Origin of the sequence: Bordetella genomosp. 7 (assembly GCF_002261415.1) — a bacterium.
Classification (GTDB): Bacteria; Pseudomonadota; Gammaproteobacteria; order Burkholderiales; family Burkholderiaceae_B; genus Bordetella_A.
In genome coordinates, this window is record NZ_NEVI01000004.1 from 21,610 (window position 1) to 43,786 (window position 22,177).

General features: G+C 68.0%; 21 protein-coding genes and 1 pseudogene. 5 read left to right on the forward strand and 17 right to left on the reverse strand.

Annotation, left to right across the window (positions count from 1 at the left end):
* Positions 1–29: 29 nt before the first annotated feature.
* The 11 genes from def to glyQ all read right to left on the reverse strand — a co-directional run bounded on the left by def (position 30) and on the right by glyQ (position 10,975).
* The gene (gene def / locus CAL18_RS02485) at positions 30–563 is read right to left on the reverse strand and encodes a peptide deformylase (RefSeq protein WP_094817271.1); all 534 of its coding nucleotides are present in this window, start codon (positions 561–563) and stop codon (positions 30–32) included.
* Positions 564–580: 17 nt separating this feature from the next.
* A complete protein-coding gene (gene gloA / locus CAL18_RS02490) occupies positions 581–976 on the reverse strand; it encodes a lactoylglutathione lyase (protein ID WP_026640980.1) in 396 nt (131 codons plus the stop codon).
* Between the two features lie 94 nt (positions 977–1,070).
* Entirely contained in the window at positions 1,071–2,051 is a 981-nt protein-coding gene (locus CAL18_RS02495) for a Bug family tripartite tricarboxylate transporter substrate binding protein (protein ID WP_026640979.1), read from the reverse strand.
* A 55-nt stretch (positions 2,052–2,106) separates the two neighbouring features.
* The gene (gene tcuB / locus CAL18_RS02500; protein ID WP_094817272.1) at positions 2,107–3,327 is read right to left on the reverse strand and encodes a tricarballylate utilization 4Fe-4S protein TcuB; all 1,221 of its coding nucleotides are present in this window, start codon (positions 3,325–3,327) and stop codon (positions 2,107–2,109) included.
* Positions 3,314–4,729 carry an FAD-dependent tricarballylate dehydrogenase TcuA gene (tcuA, locus tag CAL18_RS02505; protein ID WP_094817273.1) on the reverse strand — a complete coding sequence of 472 codons (1,416 nt, stop codon included), beginning with the start codon at positions 4,727–4,729 and terminating at the stop codon, positions 3,314–3,316. The genes tcuB and tcuA overlap by 14 nt, the downstream gene beginning before the upstream one ends.
* 78 nt (positions 4,730–4,807) lie before the next feature.
* Entirely contained in the window at positions 4,808–5,734 is a 927-nt protein-coding gene (locus CAL18_RS02510) for a LysR family transcriptional regulator (RefSeq protein ID WP_094795980.1), read from the reverse strand.
* 9 nt (positions 5,735–5,743) lie between these two features.
* Positions 5,744–6,631 carry a M48 family metallopeptidase gene (locus CAL18_RS02515; RefSeq protein WP_026640975.1) on the reverse strand — a complete coding sequence of 296 codons (888 nt, stop codon included), beginning with the start codon at positions 6,629–6,631 and terminating at the stop codon, positions 5,744–5,746.
* Positions 6,609–7,346 (reverse strand): lysophospholipid acyltransferase family protein, encoded by a 738-nt coding sequence (locus CAL18_RS02520; RefSeq protein WP_026640974.1) that lies wholly within the window; start codon positions 7,344–7,346, stop codon positions 6,609–6,611. The genes CAL18_RS02515 and CAL18_RS02520 overlap by 23 nt, the downstream gene beginning before the upstream one ends.
* A 4-nt stretch (positions 7,347–7,350) precedes the next feature.
* Positions 7,351–7,887, reverse strand: coding sequence for a D-glycero-beta-D-manno-heptose 1,7-bisphosphate 7-phosphatase (gmhB, locus tag CAL18_RS02525; protein WP_094817274.1), 537 nt, complete (start codon positions 7,885–7,887; stop codon positions 7,351–7,353).
* Positions 7,884–10,022, reverse strand: coding sequence for a glycine--tRNA ligase subunit beta (glyS, locus tag CAL18_RS02530; protein WP_094817287.1), 2,139 nt, complete (start codon positions 10,020–10,022; stop codon positions 7,884–7,886). Before glyS ends, gmhB begins: the two co-directional genes overlap by 4 nt.
* A gap of 62 nt (positions 10,023–10,084) precedes the next feature.
* Positions 10,085–10,975, reverse strand: a complete 891-nt coding sequence (glyQ, locus tag CAL18_RS02535; RefSeq protein ID WP_026640971.1) for a glycine--tRNA ligase subunit alpha — start codon at positions 10,973–10,975, stop codon at positions 10,085–10,087.
* Between the two features lie 267 nt (positions 10,976–11,242).
* Here glyQ and CAL18_RS02540 point away from each other — a divergent pair, with 267 nt between their 5' ends.
* The 5 genes and pseudogenes from CAL18_RS02540 to CAL18_RS02560 all read left to right on the forward strand — a co-directional run bounded on the left by CAL18_RS02540 (position 11,243) and on the right by CAL18_RS02560 (position 16,110).
* A complete protein-coding gene (locus CAL18_RS02540; protein WP_026640970.1) occupies positions 11,243–11,713 on the forward strand; it encodes a RidA family protein in 471 nt (156 codons plus the stop codon).
* Position 11,714: 1 nt separating this feature from the next.
* Positions 11,715–12,921: pseudogene (locus CAL18_RS02545) on the forward strand (aminotransferase class V-fold PLP-dependent enzyme).
* A gap of 113 nt (positions 12,922–13,034) precedes the next feature.
* Positions 13,035–13,802 carry a crotonase/enoyl-CoA hydratase family protein gene (locus CAL18_RS02550; RefSeq protein ID WP_026640968.1) on the forward strand — a complete coding sequence of 256 codons (768 nt, stop codon included), beginning with the start codon at positions 13,035–13,037 and terminating at the stop codon, positions 13,800–13,802.
* Between the two features lie 111 nt (positions 13,803–13,913).
* Positions 13,914–15,437, forward strand: coding sequence for a fumarate hydratase (locus CAL18_RS02555; RefSeq protein ID WP_026640967.1), 1,524 nt, complete (start codon positions 13,914–13,916; stop codon positions 15,435–15,437).
* A 220-nt stretch (positions 15,438–15,657) separates the two neighbouring features.
* On the forward strand, positions 15,658–16,110 hold the full coding sequence (locus CAL18_RS02560; protein WP_026640966.1) for a DUF1801 domain-containing protein: 453 nt from the start codon (positions 15,658–15,660) through the stop codon (positions 16,108–16,110).
* Between the two features lie 167 nt (positions 16,111–16,277).
* Here CAL18_RS02560 and CAL18_RS02565 read toward each other — a convergent pair whose 3' ends face one another.
* From CAL18_RS02565 to CAL18_RS02590, 6 genes are read right to left on the reverse strand one after another with little or no spacing between them, the layout of a single operon-like run.
* On the reverse strand, positions 16,278–17,639 hold the full coding sequence (locus CAL18_RS02565) for a 3-deoxy-D-arabino-heptulosonate 7-phosphate synthase (protein ID WP_094795983.1): 1,362 nt from the start codon (positions 17,637–17,639) through the stop codon (positions 16,278–16,280).
* A gap of 54 nt (positions 17,640–17,693) precedes the next feature.
* Positions 17,694–18,158 carry a MaoC/PaaZ C-terminal domain-containing protein gene (locus CAL18_RS02570; protein WP_026640964.1) on the reverse strand — a complete coding sequence of 155 codons (465 nt, stop codon included), beginning with the start codon at positions 18,156–18,158 and terminating at the stop codon, positions 17,694–17,696.
* A gap of 23 nt (positions 18,159–18,181) precedes the next feature.
* Entirely contained in the window at positions 18,182–19,795 is a 1,614-nt protein-coding gene (locus CAL18_RS02575; RefSeq protein WP_094817275.1) for an AMP-binding protein, read from the reverse strand.
* Positions 19,795–20,517 carry an ABC transporter ATP-binding protein gene (locus CAL18_RS02580; RefSeq protein WP_026640962.1) on the reverse strand — a complete coding sequence of 241 codons (723 nt, stop codon included), beginning with the start codon at positions 20,515–20,517 and terminating at the stop codon, positions 19,795–19,797. The genes CAL18_RS02575 and CAL18_RS02580 overlap by 1 nt, the downstream gene beginning before the upstream one ends.
* Positions 20,514–21,296, reverse strand: a complete 783-nt coding sequence (locus tag CAL18_RS02585; RefSeq protein ID WP_026640961.1) for an ABC transporter ATP-binding protein — start codon at positions 21,294–21,296, stop codon at positions 20,514–20,516. Before CAL18_RS02585 ends, CAL18_RS02580 begins: the two co-directional genes overlap by 4 nt.
* The gene (locus CAL18_RS02590; RefSeq protein ID WP_026640960.1) at positions 21,293–22,177 is read right to left on the reverse strand and encodes a branched-chain amino acid ABC transporter permease; all 885 of its coding nucleotides are present in this window, start codon (positions 22,175–22,177) and stop codon (positions 21,293–21,295) included. The genes CAL18_RS02585 and CAL18_RS02590 overlap by 4 nt, the downstream gene beginning before the upstream one ends.

A 22,177-nucleotide genomic window follows, 5' to 3' on the forward strand; every position in this document is an offset into this window, starting at 1 on the left:
CCCGGGGCCGGGCATGACGCGCCGGCCGGTCAATCGTCGCGGTTCGGGTCCATGCCCGGGAACAGTATTTCGGTAAACCCGAACTTCGAAAAATCTTCGATGCGCGACGGATACAGGCGACCGATGAGATGGTCGCATTCGTGCTGCACGACGCGCGCATGAAAGCCTTCGGCCTCGCGGTCGATGAGGTTGCCGTGGGGGTCGCGGCCGGTGTAGCGGATGTGCCGGTAGCGCGGCACCAGGCCGCGCAGGCCCGGCACCGACAGGCAGCCTTCCCAGCCTTCTTCGCGCTCGTCCGATAGCGGGGTGATGACGGGGTTGCACAACACGGTCTGGGGCACGGGCGGGGCGTCGGGATAACGCTCGTTGTGCTCGAACCCGAAGATCACCAGTTGCAGGTCGACGCCGATCTGCGGCGCCGCAAGGCCCACGCCTTGCGCATGCACCATGGTTTCGAACATGTCGGAGACCAGGGTATGCACCTCGGGCGTGTCGAATTGTTCGACAGGCTTGGCGACCCGGAGCAGCCGCGGGTCGCCCATCTTGAGGATGGTGTGGATCATCGCGGTCGGCCGTGTGCTCAGTCGTTGCGGCCTTTGCGCTGGATGAACTCGATTTTGTAGCCGTCGGGGTCTTCTACAAAGGCGATCACGGTGGTGCCGTGCTTCATGGGGCCGGCTTCGCGCGTCACCTTGCCGCCTTTTTGCTTGACCTTTTCACAGGCTTCGTAGGCGTCTTCGACTTCGAGCGCGATGTGGCCATAGCCGTTGCCGAGGTCGTAGGTATCGGTGTCCCAGTTGTGGGTGAGCTCGATGACGGCGCCTTCGCTTTCGTCCTGGTAGCCCACGAAGGCCAGCGTGAACTTGCCTTCGGGGTAGTCTTTGCGGCGCAGGACGCGCATGCCCAGCACGTTGGTGTAGAAGTCTAGCGATCGGTCCAGATTGCCGACGCGCAGCATGGTGTGCAGAAGTCGCATGGGGAATTCCTTGTGTTGCTCGATGAGGCCAGGCATGGCCACAATGCCAGGCCACATCGTAGCAAAACCGCGGCGCCTTCCCGCGCGGGCCGGCTCAGTTCGCCGTGGCGCCGGAGGCTTCGACCGCCTTGGCCCAATTGGCGATTTCCTGCTGGATGAACTCGCCGAACGCCTGGGTGTTCAGGCTGGCGGCCTCGGCGCCTTCTTCCAGGAGACGCTGGCGCACCTGTTCCGACGCCAGCGCCCGGGAGAACGCCTGGTTCAGCGTGTCGACGACCGACGCGGGCGTGCCGGCAGGCGCCACGATGCCGTGCCATGAAATCGCCTGGAAGCCCGGCAGCCCGGATTCGGCCATGGTGGGCAGTTCGGGCAGGGCCGGCGAGCGGCGCGGCGACGTTACCGCCAGGGCGCGCAGCGTGCCGGCCTTGATGTTGGGAAGGGCGCCCGGAATCGTGGTGAACAGAAACTGCACCTGGCCGCCGATAAGATCGGCGATGGCAGGGCTGCCGCCCTTGTAGGGCACGTGGACGAATTCAAGGCCTGCGCGCTGCTTGAACATTTCGCCCGCCAGGTGGCCGGGGGTGCCGGCGCCCGCCGAGGCCATGTTGAAGCGGTCGCCGTCGGCCTTGATTTCCGCGATCAGGCCCGGCACGTCGGCAGCCTGTACCTGCTTGCCCACGACCAGCACGTTGGGCACGGTGGCCAGCAGCGTGATGGGCGCGAAGTCCTTGATGGCGTCGTATTGCAGCTTTTTGTACAGCGCCGGGTTGATGCCGTGGGTGCTGGCGGTGGCCAGCAGCAGGGTGTAGCCGTCGGGCGCCGAGGTGGCCACCGACTTGGCGGCGATGGAGCCGTTGGCGCCGCCTTTGTTGTCGACCACGATAGTCTGGCCCAGCGTCTTTGCCGCTTCGGTGGCCAGGGTGCGCGCCAGGATGTCGGAAGTGCCGCCGGCGGAGTGCGGCACGACCAGGGTGATGGAGCGTTCGGGAAAGGCCTGGGCCGCGGCAGCGCCCGGCATACAGAGTCCGGCCGCCAGCGCCGCTGCGAAGGCGGCCCGGGTCAGGGATGTTGTCATGGGGAGTCTCCAGTGTTGCAGTAAGAATGCGCGCCCGCCTGCGCGGACGCGGCGGTCAGTCGGCGCCCAGCTTCAGGGGATCGGGCTGGCGTTTTTCGATGGACCATTTCAACAAGGCCGCGCTGCGGTAGATGCCGTGCGCGAACTTGCCGTAGGGCAGTGTCAGGAACAGGGCCATCACCACGCCCAGATGCACGGCCAGCATCAGGCCCATGGCGCGGGTATCGCGCAGCGCAAGCAGCAGCAGCCCGGTCAGGCTGACCAGGAACAACAGCACGATGAAGCCGCGGTCCATGGGGCGCTGCGCTGCGTCGCCATGCTCGGGGTGGCGTTTCAGGTTCAGCCACAACAGGCCCGCCGGACCGATGAGCAGTCCGATGCCGCCGACGGTGCCCAGCATGACGGGCAGGCTCAGCACCGGGTACGGCGCGGGCCAGCCGAACGCATAGTGGTACAGCGTTGCCACGCAAGTGGCGGCAAAGCAAAGCATGAACCCATAGAAGGTCAGGTGATGGAACCGCCGCCGCGCCAAGGTGTAGGCATCGTCGGCGTTGTTGCAGCCTTCGCCATGGCCGCCATCCAGGTACTTCAGGCGCAACGCGTCGTGCGTGGCTTCGGCCACGGCCGCGCCGCTGGCCCGGCCGGGCGACACATCGCGCCAGAAGCGCGCCACGCCCAGGGCCAGCGCCAGCATGGCAAAGCCGAATACCAGCCCGAACATCAGGGCCAGCGTGTTGTGCGGGAAGATCGCGTAGAAGTTGCCTGCCAGCGGTTCATGCAGCAGGCCGCCTGTGGCAGCGGCCGCCAGGACCAGGAAAAACGCCAACGCCGCCGCGCTGGCCAGCGCGAGCGTCAGGCCGTTGCGCTGGTACAGCTTGCCCAGCGCGGGCGGCCAGGCGTAGTCGGCGTAAGTCTGCACGCGCACGCGGGCCATGGCCTGGGGCACGTTGACGCCGAATTCGTGCGGCGGCGCGTACTGGCAGGCGTGCAGACAGGCGCCGCAGTTGTGGCACAGGTTGGCCAGGTAGTTGACATCGGCCTTGCCGAACTCCAGGCGGCGCGTCATGGCGGGAAACACCGCACAGAAACCTTCGCAGTACCGGCACGCGTTGCATATCTGCATGACGCGTGCCACTTCGGCTTCGTTGTCGCTCAGGGGCGCGGCGGGCTCGCTGGCGCGGGCATGCCAGTGCACGGGTTGTTCGGACGCCATGCGGGCGGCGGAAGGGGCGGCCGCGACGCGGGCCTGGCGGGTCAGTACTTCAAGCTGCTTCATATTGTGCTCCGCAGGCGCGTTGGGCCAGCGCCGCCGCTGCGGCGCGCGTGCCGGCAATACGGCCGAAGGCAGTTCCGATGGACATGCCCACGCCCGCGGTGTACCCCTTGCCCAGTACGTTGCCGGCCATCATTTCGCCGGCCACGAACAGGTTGTCGCTGGGGCGGTCGCCAAAGCGCACGGCCGCGGTGTCGTCGACTTTCAGGCCCAGATAGGTGAAGGTGATGCCGGGGCGCAACGCGTAGCCATAGAACGGCGGCGTGTCGATGGGCCGGGACCAGTGCGTCTTGGCCGGCTCGATGCCGACAGTGTGGCAATCGTCCAGCGTGGTGTGGTCGAAGGTGCCTACCCGGCATGCAGCGTTGTATTCGGACAGCGTTTGCATGAAGCGGGCCTCGTCCAGGCCCAGCTTGCGTGCGAGCTCGGGCAGCGAGTCTGCCTGCACGCCCGGGAACACCGGGGGCATGAAGCGCCCCACGGCCTTGCTGTCGATGATGGAATAGGCGATCTGCCCGGGCTGCATGGCCGTCAGGCGGCCCCAGATGGCGTAGCGCTTGGGCCAGAAGTCTTCGCCTTCGTCGTAGAAGCGCCGTGCGTCGCGGTTGACCACCACGCCCAGCGATACGCAATCGATGCGCGTACAGATGCCGCCGTCGTACAAGGGCGCGCGGGCGTCGATGGCGACACAATGCGACTGGGACGGGTCGCCGATGATATCGGCGCCCGCGTCCATCATGAATTTCAGCAGCACACCCATGTTGAAGCGCGTGCCGCGGATCAGGAAGTTGTCGGCCGGCCATTCGCCGCGCTCGTTCTGGCCCCAGGCTTCGCGCAGCCACTCGCGGTTGGATTCGAAGCCGCCCGCGGCCAGCACACAGGCGCGCGCCGGGAAGCGCTGGCTGCCCGACCGCGCCGCCACGAAGCGGCCGTCGTCGAGTTCAAGCGAATCCACCGGCGTGTCATAGCGGATCTGTACGCCCAGCGCCTCGGCGCTGCGATAGTAAGCGTTGACCAGCGCCTTGCCGCCGCCCATGAAGAAGGCGTTGGTGCGCGCCACGTGCAGCGCGCCGGACAAGGGCGGCTGGAAGCGCACGCCATGCTTGCGCATCCAGTCGCGGCACGTGGACGATGCGCGAATGACCAGGCGCGCCAGGTGTTCATTGGTCAGGCCGCCGGTGACCTTGAGCAGGTCTTGCCAGTATTCTTCTTCGGGGTAGGCATCGACCAGCACGTCTTGCGGCGCGTCGTGCATGCAGCGCAGGTTGCGCGTGTGCTGCGAATTGCCGCCGCGCCATTCGCGCGGGGCGGCTTCAAGCAGCAAGACGCTGGCGCCCGCTTCGCGCGCCATCAGCGCGGCACAGAGCGCAGCATTGCCGCCACCTATGACCAGTACGTCGAACATCGGAACATCCCTAGAGTCGGTGCCCGACTATAGGGGGGCGCGGCGGGATCCCGCTACGCCCGGTTCGTCAATGGTTGTTCACGCTTTGTGAAGAGTGGCGCCCCGCCAGCCGCCGGACCTGACCAGTTCATGGGCCGTGCGGGCCAGCAGTACGCGGGCCGCCAGCGCGGCGGGCGACAGCTCGTCATCGGACAGGCTGACCAGCAGATTGCGGCGCCGCAGGTTGCGATCGGAAATCAGGCGCACCGCAAGGGGCTCGCCTTGCAGCCGTACGGTAGCCGCGCCGGGCTGGATGGTGGCGCCGAGCCCGTCGCGCACCAGGTCCATCAGCACGTCCAGGCCGTCGATCTCGGCCACGAGATCGGGTTCTACGCGCACGCGGTCGAAGCCGGCATCCACCAGCGCGCGCAGGCCGTGCGAGCTGCCCGGCAACAGGTAGGGCAAGTTGCCGATGTCGCGCATGCGCACGGGCCCTTCGGGGGGCAGGCCCGGCAGATCGGGGCAGGCGATCAGGAAGAGCCGTTCGTCCACCAGGGGCAACACGCTCCAGCGGCGAGCCGATTCCGCGCCGAACACAATGGCCAGGTCGAGCTGGCGCGCATTGAGCATGCTGGTCAGGTAGCCCGACAGCGTGGCCACCAGGCGTACGCGCACATCGGGATAGCGTTCGCGCATTGCGTTCATGAAGGGCCGCGCCAGCACCGTGGCAGTGGTGGCCGGCAGGCCGATACTGACCTGCCCCGTCAGCCGGGATTGTTTGGCGGCCTGCGCGGCGCCGTCGGCGTGACGCAAGGCCAACTGCGCCTGGCGCAGGAAGGCGAGTCCGGCGTCGGTGGGGGTGACGCCGGTGGACGTGCGCGTCAGCAGCCGCGTGGACAGTTCGCTTTCCAGGCGGCTGATCTGCTGGCTGAGCGCCGAGGTGACAACGCCCAGGTCGGCGGCGGCGCGGCCCATGCTGCCGCATTCGGCCACCTTGACGAAATAGCGCAGCTGCCGGAGTTCCATGGCGGCGGCCTAGAACTGCGGCAGCGCGGCCGGATCGTGCCGCCGCAGCACGTTCTTGGCGGCTTCGTAGTCGGGCATGATGTTGCCGACTTCGGCCCAGAAATCGCGGCTGTGATTCATTTCGCGCAGGTGGGCAAGCTCGTGGGCGATGACGTAGTCGATGATGGACGGCGCGAAGTGGATGAGCCGCCAGTTGAGCATGATGTTGCCGTCGCTGGTGCACGAGCCCCAGCGCGTGGCGGCCGACGACAGGCGCCAGCGGCGGATCTTCAGCCCGCTGACCTGCAGGAAGTGGGCCAGGCGGGATCCGAACACGGCGCCGGCGCGTTGTTGCAGCCAGGCCTGTGCGGCATCGCGCACCCGCGACTGATCCGCGTTGGCGGGCAAGGGCAGCCACAGCGTTGCGCCGTCGTGGGGAGCGTCGGCATCGCCGGAAATCGTGGCCTGGCGATGCTCGGCGCTCAGGGCGAGCACGATGCGCTTGCCCAGGTACGGCAGTTCGCCTCCGGCCTGCCAGCGGGTCTGGCCCATGGCCAGTTGTTCTTTGCGCGCTTGCCAGTCGCGCAGCTTGGCGAGTATCCAGCGCGATTTTTCGCGCACGGCGTCATCGATCTGGGCGAGCGTGACCCAGTTGGGCGCCGTGACCCGCAGGCCGTCGTCGGCCACTACAAAGCCGATGCTGCGGCGCCGGGAGCGCAGCAGCACGAAACCGATGGTTTGCTGCTCGGTGGCCACCTCGCGCCAGCGGGCCCCCGCCGGCAGTACGTCGGGGCGGGGCGTGGCAACCGTGGCGGGGGGGGCGGCGGGCGTGGTCAGCAAAGGCGCCGCCTCGGGCGCGCGGGGCGCGGGGGCGGCCGGTTCGGCGAACAGGAGTTCAAGCTGACCGTTGCTGGACATACCTTTCGGGATTGAGTTCGCGCATTTCGCCTTCGATCCAGGCCTGGACCTTGGCGTTCAGTTCTTCGGGCGTGTGTCCCGACGATTCTATCGCGGGCCCGATCGATACCGTGATCATGCCGGGCTTTTTGATGAAGGCGTTGCGGCGCCAGCATTCGCCGGCGTTGAGCGCCACGGGCACCACGACCGCCCCGGTGCGCACGGCCAGCAGCGCGCCGCCCATCTTGAAGCGCGCCGTGGCGCCGGGTGCGACCCGCGTGCCTTCGGGAAACAGCAGGGGCCAGCGGCCTTCCTGCAGGCGCAACGAGCCTTGTCGGATCACTTGCTCGAAGGCGTCGCGGCCCTTGGCGCGGTCGATGGGGATCATGCGCAGCAGCGCCAGGCCCCAGCCGAAGAACGGCAGCATGTGCAGCTCGCGCTTGTAGACGTAGCAGACTTCGCGCGGCATGTGGGCGGGAAAGAACAGGGTTTCCCAGGCCGACTGGTGCTTGGACAGCAGAATGCAGGCGCCGTCCGGCAGGTTTTCGGCGCCCTTGATCTGCCAGCGGATGCCGCAGAAGACCTTGGCCCCCCAGATGGCCAGGCGCGGCCAGCCGACAGTGAGCCTGTAGCGCCAGTGCTGCGGCAGCGGCGCCCACAAAATGCAGGCAAAGGCGTACGGAATGACCGTGACGACCAGGAACACCATATACAAGAACGAACGCAGCCAGGCCATGGGATCAGGCATCCTGCAGCAAGGTATCGGCAACGGCCGACAAGTCGTTGGCAATGCGCGTGCCGGGCGGCAGTTCGCCCTGGCGGGTCTTGGCGCCGTTGCCGGTAAGCACCAGCCACGGCGAGCAGCCGGCCGCGGCGGCGGCCTGCAGGTCGCGCAGCGAATCGCCTACCGATGGCACGCCGGCCAGATTGGTGTCGTAGCGGTGGGCAATGTCGTAATACATGCCCGGCAGCGGCTTGCGACATGCGCAGCCATCGTCGGGCCCATGCGGGCACAGGAAAATGGCGTCGACCATGCCGCCCGCCTGGGCCACTTCACGGTGCAGCTTGGCATGGATGGCATTGAGCGTCGCCATGTCGAACAGGCCGCGCGCCAGGCCCGATTGGTTGCTGGCCACCACCACGGTATACCCGGCCTGCGACAGGCGGGCGATGGCGGCCAGGCTGCCGGGCAGGGCCACCCATTCATCGGGCGACTTGACGAAGGCCGCGCTGTCCCGGTTGATGACGCCGTCGCGATCGAGAATGATGAGCTTCACTGTGCCAGCCTGGAAATGTCAGCAACCTGGTTCATCAGGCCATGCAACTGGGCCAGCAGCGCCAGGCGGTTGGCGCGCACGGCGGGGTCGTCGGCCATGACCATCACATCGGCGAAGAAGGCGTCTACCGGTTCGCGCGCCTGCGCCAGCGTGCTGAGGCTGCCGGCGAAATCGCCGGCCCGCAGTTGCGCCTGCGCCTGGGGTTGCAGCGCCGCGACGGCCGCGGCCAGCGCCTGTTCGGCGGGCTCGGCCAGGCGCGCCGCGTCGACAGCGCCGATTTCGCCTTCGGCTTTCTTGAGCAGGTTGCCGATGCGCTTGTTGGCCGCGGCCAGGCTGGCCGCTTCGGGCAACTTGCCGAATTCGGTGACCGCACGTACGCGCGCGGCCACCTGGTGCAGGGGCGGGGCCACCGCTATGACGGCGTCGACGGCATTGCGGTCGAAGTCGCCGGCCAGTTGGTTGCGATAGCGTTCGTAAATGAAGGCGCGGACCTCGGGCACGGTGGCGGCCGGGATCTTGTCTGCCGCGAAGGTGCCGGCCGCCAGCGCCAGCAGGCCGTCCAGGGTGAGCGGGCCGTCGGCGCTGGGCGCCAGCATGCCGCCGGCGGCCAGCTGTTCGAACGCGCTGATCAGGCCCAGCGCGGCGCGCCGCAGGCCGAACGGGTCGCGTTCGCCGGTGGGCGCCAGCCCGATGCCCCAGATGCCGACCAGCGTTTCGGCGCGTTCGGCGATGAACAGCGCGGTCGCGGCGAGCGTGTCGGGCGTGACGGGCGCGTCCAGGCGGATGCGGTATTGCCCGCGCAGGGCCTGCACCACGGATTCGGGTTCGCCGTCGCCCGCGGCGTAATAGGCGCCCATGATGCCCTGCAGCTCGGGGAATTCGCCCACCATATTGGTGCCCAGGTCGGCCTTGGCCAGCAGGGCGGCGCGGTCGGCCGCGGCGGCGTCGCCGCCCAATTGCTCGGCCACGCCGCGCGCGATGGCGCGCACGCGCTCGACGCGTTCGAGCTGCGTGCCCAGTTTGTTGTGATAGACGATGCTGCCCAGCTGCGGCACGCGCGCGGCCAACGGCGTCTTGCGGTCGGTATCGAAGAAGAACTGTGCGTCGGCCAGGCGCGGGCGCACCACGCGCTGGTTGCCTTCGATGATGTTGGCCGGATCGTCGGTATGCATGTTGCTGACGATCAGGAAGCGATGCGTCAGCTTGCCGGTGGCCGGGTCGAACAGCGGGAAATATTTCTGGTTCAACCGCATGGTCAGGATCAGGCATTCCTGCGGCACCTGCAGGAATTGCTCGTCGAACTGCCCCACGTACACGGTGGGGTGTTCGACCAGGGCGGTGACTTCGTCGAGCAGCGCGGCCACTTCGGGGTCGTCGCCCAGCGTGGCGCCCAGCCGCGCGGCATGTTCTTGCAGCTGGCGGTCGATCTCGGCGCGGCGCGTCTCGAACGAGGCCACCACCCGGCCTTGCTCGGCCAGCGTGGTTTCGTAGGCATCGGCGTGCGACAGCGCGATGGCACCGTCGGCCATGAAGCGGTGGCCCTGCGTGTCGCGGCCTGCCGACAGCCCCAGCGCCGTCACGGGCACCACGTCGGCGCCGTGCAGCGCGACAAGGCTGTGCGCGGGACGCACGAATTTCACGGTGGTGACGCCGTCGGCCAGCTGATAGCGCATGACTTTGGGAATGGGCAGGCCATCGATGGCGGCCTGCAGGCCGTCTTGCAGGCCTTCGGCCAGCCGGGCGCCGGGCGCCGTGCCGCGCGCGACCAGATAGTCCTGTTTGCCATCGGATTCGCGGGCGAGCTCGGCAGGGTCGACGGTGTCGAGCCCCTTGGCCGCCAGCTTTTTCAGCAGCGCGGGCGTGGGCTTGCCGTCGGCGTCCAGGCCCACTTTGACGGGCATGAGCTTCTCGGCGTAGGCCTGGTCGGGCGCCTGGCCGCGCACCTGCGACAGCCGCACCGCCAGGCGGCGCGGCGTGGCGTAGGCGGCCACGTCGCAGCCATCGGCCAGCAGGCCATGCTTGTGCAGCGTGGCGCGCAGGCCTTCGGCAAATGCCTGGCCCAGTTTCTGCAGGGCCTTGGGCGGAAGCTCTTCGGTCAACAGTTCGACCAGCAGGGGGTTGAGGTTTGTTGTCATGTCAGTGTCCATGCTGCGCGGCGGCGTTCGCGTCGCGGGTAGCGTCGGGAATGGATTTCAGTTCAACGGCCAGCCAGCATGGGAAAGCCCAGTCGTTCGCGGGAATCGTAATAAGCCTGCGCCACGGCGCGCGACAAGTTACGGATGCGGCCGATGTACGCCGCGCGTTCGGTGACGCTGATGGCGCCGCGCGCATCCAGCAGGTTGAACGTATGCGCGGCCTTCAGGGTGGCCTCGTAGGCGGGCAGGGCCAGCGGCACTTCCATCAGGCGCCTGGCCTCGGCCTCGTAGTCGTTGAAGTGCGAGAACAGCATGTCGGCGGACGCATGCTCGAAGTTATACGTGGACTGTTCGACTTCGTTCTGGTGGAACACGTCGCGATACAGCACCCGGTTGCCGTGCGCGCCTTCGGTCCAGACCAGGTCGTACACGCTTTCGACGCCCTGCAGGTACATGGCCAGGCGTTCGAGGCCGTAGGTGATTTCGCCGGTGGTGGGTGTGCAGTCCAGGCCGCCGACTTGCTGGAAGTACGTGAACTGGGTGACTTCCATGCCGTTGAGCCAGACTTCCCAGCCCAGGCCCCAGGCGCCCAGCGTGGGGTTTTCCCAGTCGTCTTCGACAAAGCGGATGTCGTGGCGGGCCGGGTCGATGCCCAGCGCCTTCAGCGAACCGATGTACAGGTCGAGGATTTCGGGGGGCGCGGGCTTGAGCACCACCTGGTACTGGTAATAGTGTTGCAGGCGATTGGGGTTTTCGCCGTAGCGGCCGTCCTTGGGGCGGCGCGAGGGCTGCACGTAGGCCGCGCGCCAGGGCTCGGGGCCGATCGCGCGCAGGAACGTCGCGGTGTGAGAGGTGCCGGCGCCGACTTCCATGTCGTACGGCTGCAGCAGGGCGCAGCCCTGCTTGTCCCAGTAGTCCTGGAGCGTGAGGATGATTTGCTGAAAGGTGAGCATAGGATTCTTGGAATTCGGAGCACCGTGCGGAATCGGCCGCCGCACGGGCGTGCGGCAAGCCCGTGGCGCGGGAAACCGGCCATTTTAACTGGCCCGGGCCGGTGCGGGGTTGACGAAGGGCCTGCGGCTTGCGCGATGAGGATCGCGCCGCGGGCCGGCCGCCATAATCGTGCCATTCGCGCGCGGCCGCGGATTTTTCGTTGGCCAGGCGGCGGCGGGCCGGCTAGCATCGGAACTCGATCCATCAATGTGCAAGAGGTACGACACATGTCTTCAGCAATCAGCGCACGGGTCCAGGCGCTGGGCCTGGCCCTGGAGCCGGCCGGCAGCCCGGCCGCCAATTACGTGTCCAGGGTGCAGGTGGGCGACCTGCTGTTCATTTCCGGCCAGGTGCCGCGCAAGGGCGACCAGGCTGTCTGGCTGGGCCGCGTGGGCGACACGCTGACCGAGGATGAGGGCCGCCAGGCGGCGCGGCAGGCCGCCCTGGGCGTGCTGGCGCACCTGGCCGACGCGGTGGGCGACGACCTGGCGCGGGTGCTGCGCGTGGTGCGGCTGGGCGTATTCGTGGCGTGTACGCCGGAATTCAACCGGCAGAGCGCGGTGGCCGACGGCGCGTCCGACCTGATGGTCGAGGTGCTGGGCGAGGCCGGCCGCCATGCGCGCACCGCCGTGGGAGTCGCTTCGCTGCCGCGCGGCGTCGCGGTCGAGGTCGAAGCCATCATCCAGATCGAGTCCTAGCATGGGCGCGCGCCAGGCCGGCCTGTCGGACGCCGATGTCGAACGCCTGCGGCAAGCCACCCCGGGCGTGTCGAGCGTGGTGCATTTCAATCATGCGGGCGCCTCGTTGCCATCGGCGGCCACGGTGGACGCCATGGTCGAGCATTTGCGGCGCGAAGCCATACGGGGGCCCATGGAGGCGGCACAGGCCGTGCGGGACACGCTGGATGCGGCGCGCACCCGCGCGGCCCGGCTGGTTGGCGCTGGGCCGGACGAAATCGCCTTCGCCTCGGGCTGCTCGGACGCCTGGGGCCGCGCTTTCGCGGCCTTGGGCCCCTGGGCCCCGGGCGACCGCATCCTGACGGGGCGCCATGAATGGGGCGGCAACCTGGCCACGATGCAGCAGGTGGCGGGGCGCGCCGGCGCCCGCATAGAACCCATTCCTTGCGATGCCGATGGGCGCGCATCGCCCGAAGCATTGCTGGCCATGCTGGACGAACGGGTGAAACTGATTTCGCTGACCTGGATGCCCGCCAATGGCGGGTTAGTCAACCCGGCGGCCGAGATCGGCGCCATAGCGCGCCGCCACGGCATTCCCTATATCGTGGACGCGGCGCAGGCGCTGGGGCAATGGCCGGTGGATGTTCGCGCCCTGGGCTGCGATGTGCTGGTGGCGCCGGTCCGCAAGCATCTGCGCGGGCCGCGCGGGCTGGCACTGGCGTACGTGCGCGCCGAGACCGTCGCGCGGCTGACGCCGGCGTTCGTCGACACCCTGTCGGCGCCCGTGGGGCAGGATGGCGTGGCCGTGCCGCATGCCGGCGCCCGGCTCCTGGAAAGCAGCGAAAAGCCGATGGCCCTGGTGTGCGGGCTGGCCAATGCGCTGCAAGAGGCGCTGGATGTGGGCGTGGACGCCATCCGCGCGCGTGGATGCCCATGCCAGCCTGTTGCGCGAGCGGCTCCGGGGCATTCGCGGGGTAACGGTGCATGACCTGGGGCCGGTGTGCTCGGGGCTGGTGTCGTTCAACATCGACGGCTGGATGGCGGCAGACGTAAGCCAGGCGTTGGCCTTGCAAGGTATCAACACGACTGCCAATGGCGTGCCGTACACACCGCTGGATATGCGGGCGCGCGGCCTGCACAGCGTGGCGCGCGCCTCGGTCAGCTACCTGACCACGCCAGCGGAAATCGACCGCCTGGCGGCCGCGGTGGGCGGGCTGGCGCGACGCTGAAGCAGGGCGCGCGCGCGGGGCGCCTGCCGCCACCTGTCGCGGATGGTCGTATGATTAGGCATCCCCCACTCTTATACATAACCGCGGGTACCCATGCCCGCCAGGAGCCCTGCATGTCCGAGCTGATCAAGGTGGAAGTGGTCGACGGTATCCAGATCATTACCATCAACCGTCCCGAAGCCAAGAACGCCATCAACCTGGAAACGGCGCAAGCCATGGCGGCCGCGCTCGATCAACTGGACAGCCGCGACGACATCCGCATCGGCATCCTGACCGGCGCGGGCGGCACGTTTTCGTCGGGCATGGATCTGAAGGCGTTTGCGCAGAGCCGCCAGCGTCCGCTGGTTGAAGGCCGTGGCTTTGCGGGCCTGAACGAGCGTCCGCCGCGCAAGCCGCTGATCGCGGCGGTAGAAGGCTACGCGCTGGCGGGCGGCTGCGAAATGGCGCTGGCCGCAGACCTGATCGTCGCGGCCAATAATGCCAAATTCGGCCTGCCCGAAGTCAAGCGCGGCCTGGTGGCCGGGTCCGGCGGCATGCTGCGCCTGCCGCGCCGTCTGCCGTACCACATCGCCATGGAAATCATCCTGACGGGCGATATGTTCAGTGCCGAACGCGCCCATGGGTATGGCCTGGTAAACCGCCTGACCGAACCCGGCAAGGCGCTGGAAGGCGCGCTGGAGCTGGCCCGGGTCATCGTCGAAAACGGCCCCCTGGCCGTGCAGACCGCCAAGAGCATCGTGTCGCAGGCCACCGACTGGGAGCAGGACGGCATGTTCGACCGCCAGCGTCCGCTGATCGCGCACATTTTCGAGTCTGCCGACGCCAAGGAAGGCGCCACGGCCTTTGCCGAAAAACGCAAGCCCGTGTGGCAGGGCAAATAACGCTACGCGCAGCGGCCATAAAATAAGACGTTTGTCGCGGGCGGCCTGGCCGCCCGCCGGCCTTGCGCCGCTGCGCCTTTCCTTTACTTTTTTGATCCCGCCCTTATCGTCATGTCCGTCCTCATTAAAGAAGAAGACTTCATCCAGTCTATTGCCGATGGCATCCAGTTCATCAGCTACTACCATCCCGTCGATTACATCCGTCATCTGGCGCGCGCCTACGAGCGCGAAGAAAGCCCGGCGGCGCGCGACGCGATGGCGCAGATCCTGACCAACTCGCGCATGTGCGCCGAAGGCAAGCGCCCGCTGTGCCAGGACACGGGCATCGTGAACGTGTTCCTGAAAGTGGGCATGGACGTGCGCTTCGATACGCGCCGCACCTTGCAGGAACTCTGCGACGAGGGCGTGCGGCGCGGCTACACCAATTCCGACAACCCGTTGCGCGCTTCAGTGCTCGACGACCCCATCTTTGCGCGCAAGAACACGCGCGACAACACGCCCTGTATCCTGCACGTCGAGCTCGTGCCGGGCGACAAGGTCGACGTGCAGATCGCTTCCAAGGGCGGCGGCTCGGAGAACAAATCGAAGTTCGCCATGCTCAACCCCAGCGACTCGCTGGTCGACTGGGTGCTGAAAACCGTGCCCACCATGGGCGCCGGCTGGTGCCCGCCGGGCATGCTGGGCATCGGCGTGGGCGGCACGGCTGAAAAGGCCATGCTGATGGCCAAGCAGTCGCTGATGGAAGACATCGACATGTACGAGCTGCTGGCCCGCGGCCCGCAGAACAAGCTCGAAGAATTGCGCATCGAACTCTACGAGAAGGTGAATGCGCTGGGCATAGGCGCCCAGGGCCTGGGCGGCCTTACCACTGTGCTTGACGTCAAGATCAATACATTCCCCACGCATGCGGCGTCCAAGCCGGTGGCCATGATCCCGAACTGCGCGGCCACGCGCCACGCGCACTTCGTGCTCGACGGTTCGGGCGTCGCGCAGCTGGATCCGCCGTCGCTGTCGGAATGGCCCGAAGTGCACTGGGCGCCCGACTACAACAAGTCCAGGCAGGTGAACCTGGACACCCTGACGCCTGCCGAGGTTGCCAGCTGGAAGCCGGGCCAGACGCTGCTGCTGTCGGGCAAGATGCTGACCGGCCGCGACGCCGCCCACAAGCGCATCCAGGACATGTTGGCCAAGGGCGAGCCCCTGCCGGTGGACTTCACGAACCGCGTCATCTATTACGTGGGGCCGGTGGATCCGGTGCGCGACGAGGTGGTGGGCCCCGCCGGCCCGACCACGGCAACGCGCATGGACAAGTTCACCGACATGATGCTGGCCCAGACGGGCCTGATCGCCATGATCGGCAAGTCCGAGCGCGGGCCGGTGGCCATCGAGGCGATCCGCAAGCACAAGTCGGCCTACCTGATGGCAGTGGGCGGCGCGGCTTACCTGGTTTCCAAGGCCATCCGCGAAGCGCGCGTGCTGGCCTTCGAAGACCTGGGCATGGAAGCCATCTATGAGTTCGACGTGAAAGACATGCCGGTGACGGTGGCCGTCGATTCGGAAGGCACGTCGGTGCATACGACCGGGCCGCAGGAATGGCAGGCACGAATCGGCAAGATCCCGGTTGCCGTGGCCTGATGGCTTGATGGCGGGATTGGCGGGCGCCCTTGATGGGCGCCCGTTTTTTTTGTTGAGTGCGAACGAGCCCGATCTGGCGAAATCGCGCACAATGGGGCGCCATGCCGCATCGGCTTGGCCGCGAGCGGCCATATGCCCTACCATGCCATATGGGTTTTCGGCCGGCGCATCGGCGCGTCCAGGCCGGATGCCTTGTGCCCTTCTTGATGGGGATGATCACATGGCAGACAAAACGTCTTCGCGCGCATCCGGGGCGGCGAAACCCGGCAAGCCGCCCAAGCTCTTGTCCGGCGGCAACCCGCAGATTCCCAAAGGCTACGGGGATGAGCCGGTCCAAGCCTATATCGCCGCGATGCCGGGCTGGAAGAGCGCGGTGGGCCGTCGCCTGGACGAGCTTATCGTGCGCGCGGCGCCCAAGGTCAGCAAGGCAGTGAAGTGGAATTCGCCGTTGTATGGCATGGAAGGGCAGGGATGGTTCCTGAGCATCCATTGCTTCAACAAGTACATCAAGGTGGCGTTCTTTCGCGGCGCGTCGCTGGATCCGGCGCCGCCCGTCGAATCGCGCATGGCCGAGACGCGCTATTTCCACATACACGAGGGTGAGGCGCTGGATGAAAAGCAGTTCATGAACTGGGTGCGTCAGGCCAGCAAGCTTCCGGGCGAGAAGATGTAGTGCTGACGTTTTGGTGTCAGACACCCTGCGGGTGTCAGACACCTGGAGCACCTGGAAATGGCCGAACGCCGTGTTCGGTGTCAGACTCCCGCAGGGTGTCTGACACCATCCCGTGCGTGATCCCTCAGGGTGCCTGACACCATGCCCTGCGTGACGGCCGCGCGGCGCTAGGCGGCCCGCGCTATGGCGGCAAGAAGGTCTTCGGGGTGCACCATCAAATCGCGGGCCTGCCGCAGCAATGGATACTGGTGCAATACGCAGCGCCATGCCGGCGTGTGCAGCAACAGGCGCCAGACCGGTTCCAGGGCGCTGGCCTCGACTGGCTGGCCCTGGGCCAGGCGGCCTGCGTAGTCCAGGCTGGCGGGCGCGGACAATAATTGCATGCGGCTGGCCGCGCTCAGCAGGCGCGCGCCGGCGTCGGCGGGGGCGTTGCAGCAATACAGCACGGTTGCGGCCAGAGTCTCGATGCCGGTGGGTAATGCGGCAAGCGAGCTGCCGCGCAAAGCCATCGTTCCTTGGCGGGTGGCGAAGGTATAGGTCGTGTCGGGGCGGGCTTCGGCCATCAGGCGCAGGCCGCGCAACAGCCGCGGCAGGTCCGTGGCCGCGGCGTCTGCCGACGCCTTGGCCTCCACCAGCACACATATGTCCCACGCCGAATCGGCGTGCGGCGCGCCGCGCAGCAACACCGCGTCCCATTCGCTCTTGGCGCGGCGGGCGCTGGCAGGCATCGAGGCGGGCACGCGCATCGAGGTCACGACGCGGTATGCGTTCTCATCGCGATTCAACAGATCGGCCAGCGCCTGCAGTGCGCGGGCGGCCAACGCTTCGACCTCGTCGCCACGTTGGCGCGAGGCCGCGCCCTGGGCCGCGGCCGCGGCGCTGCCTTGGGCGGGCCCGTTCTGGTCCCAAAGCTGCCGGTATCGCTGTACCTGGGGGGCGGCTTGCAGAGACTCCATGCGGCACAGCCGCGCCAGCGCAGGGTCGTCCAGCAGGCGGCCGAGCGCTTGCGAGATATGCGGATGCATCGAACTGGCGGGCATGGCGCGTACGGCGCGAGCCATGTCGGCCAACTGCGTCCATGTTGGCGCGGCGTGCAGGGCGGCCAGCGCGTCGCGCAAGGGCGTGTGCGCCATGCGCGCCAGGCGCGCCGGGTGTGCCACCGCATCTGCCGCGATGCGTATCGCTCGCCGGTCGCGCCGCGCCCGCGCCTGCAGCGACGCGTACTCCCGTACGGGTGCGGCGATGTGGCGCAGCACCAGGGCCTGGTATGCGGCGTCGCCCGGCGCATCGCCCATGGCTTCATCTATCAGCCTGGCCAGCGCGGCAACGAAGCCGCGCTGCAGATCGTCGTCGGGCGGCGCACCCGCTTCAACGGCAAGACGGGCGTTTTCGATGATGGCGGCCAACGCCGTCGAAGGCGGGGCATGCTGCCGCGCCGCCGGCGGCTGCATAGCGTGCGGCAGGCGGAAGCGCCGCTTCACGCTGCGCAGCACGCCTTCCAGGCGCGCGGAGGTCGTTGGTGGGCACATAGCGGCTAAGCATACGCCACGCGCCGGCCGCCGTGGCGGGCCCGTGCCGCTTCGCTATCCGCCCAGCCCCTGGCGTTTCAGCACCAGGACCTCGCTGCTGCCGTCCTGCGCGGTTTCGCCGCGCTGGTTGATCAGTCGCAGGCGGCGGTCGATGGCGCCGACGCGGGCGCTGGCGCCGGGGTTGACGGCCAGGATGTCCAGCACCAGGTGCAGCGTATCGCCCACCAGAATGGGTTTCAGGAATTTCCATTCACGCAGCGACAGCATGGCCACGACCGATCGGTGGAAGATGCCCAGCTCGTGCATCATGCCCGTGGCGATGGCGATGCCCAGGGCGCCGTGCACCAGCCGCTGGCCCGCCTTGGTGCCGGCGGCGTACACGGCGTCGGCGTGGATGGGGTTCCAGTCGCCCGAAATCATCGAGAACATCGTCAGGTCGGCCTCGGTGATGGTGCGGCCCCCGCTCTGGAAGCTCTGGCCGGGCTGAAAGTCTTCGTAGTACAGCGAATGGTCTGTCATGGCGTAGCGGTTCTGGCCGGGCGTCAGGCCGGCGTTTCCTGTCGCAGGCGTTCTTCGGCCATCTGGCGCAGGCGCACCCGCTGGATCTTGAACCCGTTGGCGCTGGCGGCCATGGGGAACTCATCTACCAGCCAAAGCCGGGCCGGCACCTTGAACGGCGCGAGCGTGGCGCGCAGGGGGGCCAGCAAGGCCTCGGGGTTTGTGTCCGCCTGCGCGATGACGAATGCCGCCGCCCGCGGCTGGCCGTCCAGCGTGATGCCCACCACCTGCGCGTTCTGTACGCCGGGCTGGCTGGCCAGCGCGTGTTCGATCTCGGCGGGGTCTACCAGGAAACCGCCCAGGCGCAATGCGTCTCCCATGCGCGCCAGATAGACGAAGCTGCCGTCAGGGCGCAGGTAGCCCAGGTCGCCGGTGCGGAAGTAGCCGTCCGGCGTCAGGGCCGCGGCGGTCGCTTCCGGGTTGTCCAGGTAGCCGATGAAATTGCCGGGCGCGCGGATTTCGATTTCGCCCTGCACGCCGGCGGCGCATAGTTCGCTCGTGGCCGGGTCGCGCACCCGGACTTGCGCGTCGCGCGCCGCCGGCATGCCGCCGCCCAGCGCCCGTTCGGCCACCGGCAGGTGCGCCGCCTGCAAGGCAAACAGGGCCTGCACCTCGCTGGACCCGTACAGGCCGCGCAGCGGCATTCCGCGTTGCTGCAGGGATTCGACCAGTTCGGCGGCGCCGGGGCTGAAGCTGGCAAAGCCGATCACGCGCGCGTGCGGAAACGGGCGTTCGTCGGGTAGAGCTTCGGCGATGCGGCGCATCATTTCGTCGCTGCCGAAGGTGTGCGTGATGCGCTCATCGCGCAGCAGGTTCGCAGCGCGGGGCGCGTCGAACAGGTCCATCATCACGATGGCCGCGCCGGCGTGCAGGGCGGCCAGCACCCCGTTCAGGCCGAACACGCCGCACAGCGGCAGCGCCGCCAGCAGGCGCGCGCCGGGCGCGCCCAGCTCGTAGGCGGCGGCAACGGCGACGTTGTGGGCCAGCAGCGTGGCGGCACTGTGCATGACAAGCTTGGGCCCGCGGGTGGTGCCCGACGTGGTGAACAGAATCACGGGACGCATGGGCTCGCGCGCAGCCGCGGGCGGCATGGCGTGCGTCTGTGCGTCGAGCCGGCACGCTACGGTGGGCAACCCCAGCACGGATACGGGGGTGTCGCCGCCGGCATCAAGGACGGCCACGCTGCGAAGCTCGGGCAGCTTGCCGGTGTCTACGCCGGCCAGCACTGCCGGGAAATCGATCTTGCGGAATGACGGTTGCATGACAAGCATGCGCGCGCGCGAGCGGCCCAGGATGTATTCGAGCTCGCCGCTGCGATAGCGCGTGTTGACCGCCACCAGCGTGCCCCCCAGCCGGTCCAGCGCAAACAGCAGCGCCAGCCATTCGCGGCGGTTGGGCAGCCACACGGCCACCCTGTCGCCGGCCGCGATGCCTTGCGCGGCCAGCCATTGCGCAGTGCGGGCGACCAGCGCGTCGAATGCGCGGTAAGTCAGCGGGCCGGTCTCGTCGATGAGTGCGACTTCGTCGGGCCGCATCCGCAGGTGTGTCTCATACAGATCCGCCAGGGCGGCGGCCGCTGGCGCGGCATCGGCCTGCATCAGTACAGCTCCATCAATTCCGCATTGTTGGCGAAATCGGCCGGCACGCCGCTGCGGATCAGTGCGCCGGATTTCATCACGATGACGCGATCGGCGATCTTGAGCGCCTCGCGCACATTCTGTTCCACGATCAGGATCGACATGCCGCGCTGTTGCTGCAGCGCGCGAATGGGCCCCATCAGGTCCTGGAACAGTTTGGGGGCCAGGCCGATGGAAGGCTCGTCCAGCAGCAGGCAGCGGGGCTGGCTGAGCAGCGCGCGGGCCAGCGACACCATCTGCTGTTGCCCGCCCGACAGGGTGCCGGCGCGTTGCCCGTAAAAATTTCGCAGCGCGGGCAGTACCTGCATGACCCATTCCAGGCGTTCGGCGTGGTCCGCCTTGGGTACGCCGGCAGACCACAGGCCCAGGCGCATGGTCTCGGCCACCGTCAGGCCGGGGAAGATCCCGCGGCCTTCCGGCACCATCGAGATGCCGGCGGCGGCCAGCCGGCGCGGATCCGGTCGCGAGACAGGCTGGCCGTCCAGCAGCACGCTGCCGCCTTCGGGAACGATCAGGCCGAACAGCGCTTTCAGCAGGGTCGACTTGCCGGCGCCATTGTGGCCGATCAGGCAGAGCACTTCGTTGGCGTCGAGCCGCATGTCCAGGCCGTCGAGCACGGGACGTTCGCCATAGCCGGCGCGCAGGCCGCGCGCTTCCAGCACCGGGGGCGTGGCGGCGCTCATGTGCGTTCTCCGAAGTAGATGGCGGCCAGGTCCGGGTCGGTGAGAATGTCGCCCGGATCGCCGCAGGCCAGCAGCTTGCCCTGATCCAGGAACGCCACCCGGTCGGACAGTTGGGTGACGAGGTCCAGGTTGTGTTCGATGATGCAGATGGTGATGCCGCGCGAGGCATAGTCGCGCAGCAGCGCCACGAAGCGGTCGAAAGAGCGGGGGTCCAGCCCGGATGCGGGTTCGTCCAGCAGCCATAGCGAGGCGTCGCTGGCCATGATGCGCGCCAGGCTCAGAAATTTGCGCTCGGCATAGGCAAGGTCGGCCGCGCGCTCATGCCGCTTGTCCCACAGGCCGGCGTCCTGCAGCACGGCCTGTATGCGGGCCGGATCGGTGCGGCGTTGCCACAGCCAGCTGCCGCGCTCGGTGACCGTGGCCACGTTTTCCTGCACGCTCATGTGGGTAAACAGCCGCAAGTCCTGGAAGGTGCGACCGACGCCGCGCCGCGCAATCTGCCAGGGCGCCATGCCGGCCAGCGGCCTGCCGTGCAGGTGCACGGTGCCGGCGGTGGGCGGCAGATGGCCGGTAATGACATTGAAGAGCGTCGTCTTGCCCGCGCCGTTCGGGCCCACCAGCGTGGTGATCATTCCGGCCGGCAAGTCCAGGGTGACGTCGGTCAGGGCCTGCAGGCCGCCGAACCGCTTGGACACGCCCTGCATGCGCAGCAGCACCGGCGCGGCGGCGTCGGGGGCTGCCGCGCCCGCGGCCTGGGATACGTGCGGCGCCGCGCTCATGCCTTGCCCTCCATGCGGCGGCCGCCCACCAGGCCGCCGGGGCGGAACATCATCAGCAGCACCATGGTGGCGCCGTAGACAATCTGCTGCACAGTGCCCAGTTCAGACGGCGGCAGGAAGGGCAGGTAGGTCAGCGCGGCAGGCAGCAGCATCAGCAGCGCCGCGCCGATGATGGGGCCGGCGACGGTGCCGGTGCCGCCGATGATGACCATGGCCATCAGCAGGATGGAGGTCTCCAGCATGAAGCCCTCGACGTTGATGAAGCTCATGTAGAACGCATAGATGGCGCCCGCCACGGCCGCCAGCCCCGCCGACACTGCGACCGACAGGGTCTTGATGGCGGCCACCCACTTGCCGGCGGCCTGCGCGGCAGATTCGCTGTCGCGGATGGCCATCAGGCTGCGCCCGAAACTGCCCCGCAACAGCGCCGTGGTGATCAGCAGTACGGCCGCCAGGCCCGCCACGGCCAGGCACAGGAACGCCGCGGGCGTGGCGAGCGTGTAGCCGAAAAGTGTCGGCGGCGGTATGCCCACCAGCCCGCCCAGTCCGCCGGTGACGCCTTTCCATTCCGAAAAAATGGTCACGCCGATGACTTGCAGCCCGAGCGAGGCCGCCACGAAGTACTCGCCGCGCACGCGCAGGGCGGGCAGGGCCAGCACCATGGACAATGCGCCCGACACCAGCATTGCCGCGCCTATGCACAGCAGCAGGGAATCGCTGAAATGCATGGCGATGTTCGCGGCGGTGTAGGCGCCCACGCCAAAGAAAATGGCATGGGCCAGCGAGAAAATGCCCGCGTAGCCCATGATGAAGTTCAGCGTCACCGCCAGCATGGCGTTCACGCAGAAGAGCACGGCGATGTTCAGCAGATATGCCAGCAT